The following is a 4051-nucleotide window of genomic DNA, read 5'->3' as shown; positions in this document are numbered from 1 at the left end:
GTTTCGTCTTCGGGACTAATTTCTGTAAATGTAACGGTATAGTCGCCAGCTAATAATGCTAAGAGTTCTTTTTCTGGCACCTCAGAACCGATACCACTCATAACTTCTGCCCCATTTTTATCAGTAATAACCCATGTTAACTCTGATTCAGTCATTGTTTGTGTTCCTGTAATTTTATTAGGATTAAAAGGCTTGTTAACAGTTGTTGTTGTTTCAGGATGGCGAACAATAAAGTCACCAGTAGATGTATGCATTTCACCTTCTGGACTCTTTTCTGCAAATGTCACATGATAACTCCCCGGTTTTAGCTGTGCTAAAAAGTCAGTAGGGATATCAGAACCAGTACCAGATTTTATAATCGCACCTTGTGCATCAGTGAGAATCCATACTAATTCGGAATCTGATATTGTTTGTGTCCCCGTAATTTTATCAGGATTGAATGGTTTATTAACCGTTGTCGTCGTCTCAGGGTGGCGAATTGTAAATTCACCTTGTGAACTGTGAGTCTCATTTTCAGGACTCATTTCAGTGTATGTAACGACATAAGTCCCAATTGCTAATTTGTCTAATAAACTAGTAGGGACGTCAGTTCCAGAGCCTGATTCAATAAGTTTCCCACTCTCATCTTTCAATACCCATGTTAAAACAGATTCAACAATTGTTTGTGTCCCTTTAATAGAATGGGGATTAAAGGGGCGATCAATAGTCGTTGTTGTTTCGGGATGACGTACTAAAAATTTATCAGTTGATGCATGTGTTTCACCTTCAGGGCTTGTTTCCGTAAACGTTGCTTCATATTTTCCGCCCGCTAATGATGCTAACTGCTTTTCAGAAATAATTGGACCGTTCCCTGATAATACAACGGCACCTGCCTCATTGAGTAATTGCCAAGTTAGGGTTGAGTCCGCAATTTTTTGTGTTCCCATCACTTTTTCGGGATTGATTGGCTTATCAATTGAAATAGTTGTTTCGGGGTGTCTAATTTTGAAAGAACCTTCAGAAACACTTGTTTCATTTTCAGGACTATGTTCAGTGAAGAAAACACTATAACTGCCGTCCCCTAAAGCGTTGGTTTGTTCAACGGGTACAGTATTACCTGTGCCATTAATCAGAACAGTGCCACTACTATCTTTTACTTCCCAAGTTAAAGTTGATTCAGTGATTTTTTTTGTTCCAGTAATTGATGTGGGATTATATGTACCAACAACACTAGTCGTTGATTCAGGATGACGAATTAAAAATGAATCTGTCGTTGTATCTAGTACAGGATTTCCATATTTAGAAATTAAAGTGGCCGTTGTTTGAACAGTATAAACACCTTCTGGTAATTGGTTGAGGGTTGCTTGTGGTACAGCAGCAGAGGACTCCGTTGCCACAACATTTCCAGCTTCATCTATTATTTTCCAAATGTTGCTAGCCGTTGTTTTATCAGAGCCAACAGTGATAGTAGATGGATTGATTTTATCAAAAGTGCCAGTAATATCGATTGTAGCAGCGACACGTTCAATATTCATTTTCACACGACCCGTATCGAATAATGAGCCGAATTCATCGATGACGTATGAGCGTAAGGATAAAACATATTCACCATCTGGGTAAGTGGTAGCATCAGAAAAATCAATTGTTCCACCATAAGGAATTTCGATTTCACCTTGTCCAATATTAGCTGGTCCAGATACAATTTCATAAGTTAATTTATCTTTATAAGGATCATAGGGGTAGTTGACTGTTAATTGTGTTGTTAAATCAAAATTACGATAAAGTGCATCAGCGCCCCTATCAAAACCGTTAAGATTATGAATAGAAAAGAGTTTAATGTCGTAAGGTGAGATTTTTTTTGTCTCGTTTTTCTCAGCATGTTTCTCGGTATTAGTTGATACAGGTTGTATATCTTTAGTCGTTTTTAAGTTCTCATCATTGGCAGATGCTAATGTAGCAGGTAACGAAGCCAACAGTGTTGAGACAGCTATTAAGCCGTAACTCATTTTTTTATTCATTTTTGTAAATCCTCCTAATTAATAATATAACAGCGAAAATCCGTAAATTTTGACAGTCTTTATACTAATTATGCAGGATAGATATCTCAAGTGTGAGTCCATTATTTGTTTTATTTTATTAAAAAAATGAGTATCACTTAGTTAAATTAAACGATAGGTAGTTGGTATAATGTTTAGTTATTATCTAAACGGGTATAATATCTATGTAACAGGTCACCAGAAAATCGAAAGGAGTGATAACAATGATGAGACGAAACATTAGTCAACGTCACATGTTATTTCAACTGACGATGGTGCGTGCACCGGAACGAACGGATAACACATAAAGCCATTGCGAGTCCATCCGGGACGCCCATTCAGAATGTAAGACAAACATGTGCAAAGATTGTAAAAGGTCTACAAGCAATATGCAGTTAAACATTAAGAAGGGTAAGAAAAAACGCGAAAGTCGTGAAGATAATCGTTGTTAAACCAGATGTATTAGTGTTTTGTTTAAAGAACAGCAAGGCAATTGGAAAAGTTTAAAATTAACAACCAAGTAACTGTTAGACGCGTGATTCGATAGTGCAACGTGGAAAACTAGTATGTACCGTTAATTTAAGCAAGTGAAAAAAACTGCGGAACAGAAGATTTGAAACAAAAGTACAAAATAGTGAACGATTACGTGTAGTGTATCTGAAATATAGTGAGTGTTACCGTAGATAAACAACTTGTACAAGTTGCGGAGTAAAATGAGAGAGTGTGCTAAATGGCACTCTCTTTTTTGTATCTTTACGATGTGATATACTGATTGTACAGTTTTGCGCGTAAAAATATATATTAGGGGTGGGAATTATACTTAGGGATATTGTTGTACTGAAAGATTATTATAGCGACCAATTAGAACATTTGGATTTAACTAAGAGAGGCATCAATCTCATAATGAGCGATGTTCCTGAAATATTTGAAAAAAAATCGTCTTGCGATCAAGCAGTGATATTGAAGATGACCGAAATGACACCTGAAAAACTAGCGACAATGATTAAACTGGGAAAAGAAGCTAATCGCTACAAAGTGCCACTTTTATTAGAACCAATCGCAGTTGGAGAATCGATTGAACAGTTTCATTCATTTCAAGAATTGATTAAATATCTTTCTTTTGATGTGATTATCGCGGATTTCACAACGATACTTGCTTTGTCTGGCCGTAAAAGTATGGGGGATGGGCTAGAGATTATTAGAGAGAATGAACAATTATTAGCTGAAATAGCAAATGTTTATCAATCTGTTATTGTAGTTAAAGCGGAAACTGTTTTTATTAGTGCAGGAGCTTCTTTAATTGAGAATGATACTGTACAAGCTAAAGGTTTCAATTTAGCACTAATGACGGCTAAATACTTAGCTGATGGTGAGCAAGAAGTAAGTGCAATTCAGCATGCATTATCATTTATTGAGTAAAAGTAAGGCTAGCAAGACTTAAAAGTTAGATTATCATTTAATTTTTGAGAGGGCTTTTTTTATGTTGAAAAGATAATTTTGCTTTTGAGTGGCATAAAAATTGTTAGTATTATCTTTTGAAACTAACAGAATCAAATAAAAAAACTTATTGGATTGTAGATCAGTTTCTACAATCCTTTTTTGCGTGGTTCAGCGATTTTATTTTAAAAGGAATTTATATAAATATCGATTTTTTTTTTGAAAAATGGTGTTAGTGACATATTTCATCACCAACACCATCAATTATAGAACCGAAATTATTTACTCCCACTGCTCTGAATAAATACAGATTATCTATGAATATTTTCAAGAGTTTATTATTACTTATAATAAAAACAGCTATTGAAGAAGGAATGGTACTCGCTTTCTTGAAGGTTTGGTATTCTTACGACATTAATAAATGGATTGGTACTTTCATGGCATTAACATAAGGATTGGTACTCAATTGCTATCGCAATTTCCGTCCCATACTGTCTTTGTAAGCTCATCTCTTCGCAACAATGTCAGTAACAAAAAAAGCCATTCCCGTAGGAATGGCTTTTCGAATATAACGGTGTTGCTTAACGTGAGTAAAACTC

Annotated in this window: 2 protein-coding genes; one reads left to right on the top strand and one right to left on the bottom strand. The window is 35.4% G+C overall.

From position 1 onward, the window contains the following. Positions 1–1997: hypothetical protein (locus tag IKV95_RS10655; protein WP_287451819.1), on the bottom strand; the 1997-nt coding region annotated here is incomplete at its 3' end. Between the two features lie 825 nt (positions 1998–2822). On the opposite strand from IKV95_RS10655, the gene IKV95_RS10650 reads away from it, so the two are divergent. Further along, entirely contained in the window at positions 2823–3434 is a 612-nt protein-coding gene (locus tag IKV95_RS10650) for a hydroxyethylthiazole kinase (RefSeq protein ID WP_287451818.1), read from the top strand. Positions 3435–4051: the final 617 nt, after the last annotated feature.

Source organism: Brochothrix sp., assembly GCF_017549435.1.
GTDB lineage: Bacteria > Bacillota > Bacilli > Lactobacillales > Listeriaceae > Brochothrix > Brochothrix thermosphacta.
The sequence above is the reverse complement of the archived record's forward strand: the minus strand, read 5'-3'. Positions and strand labels throughout refer to the sequence as shown.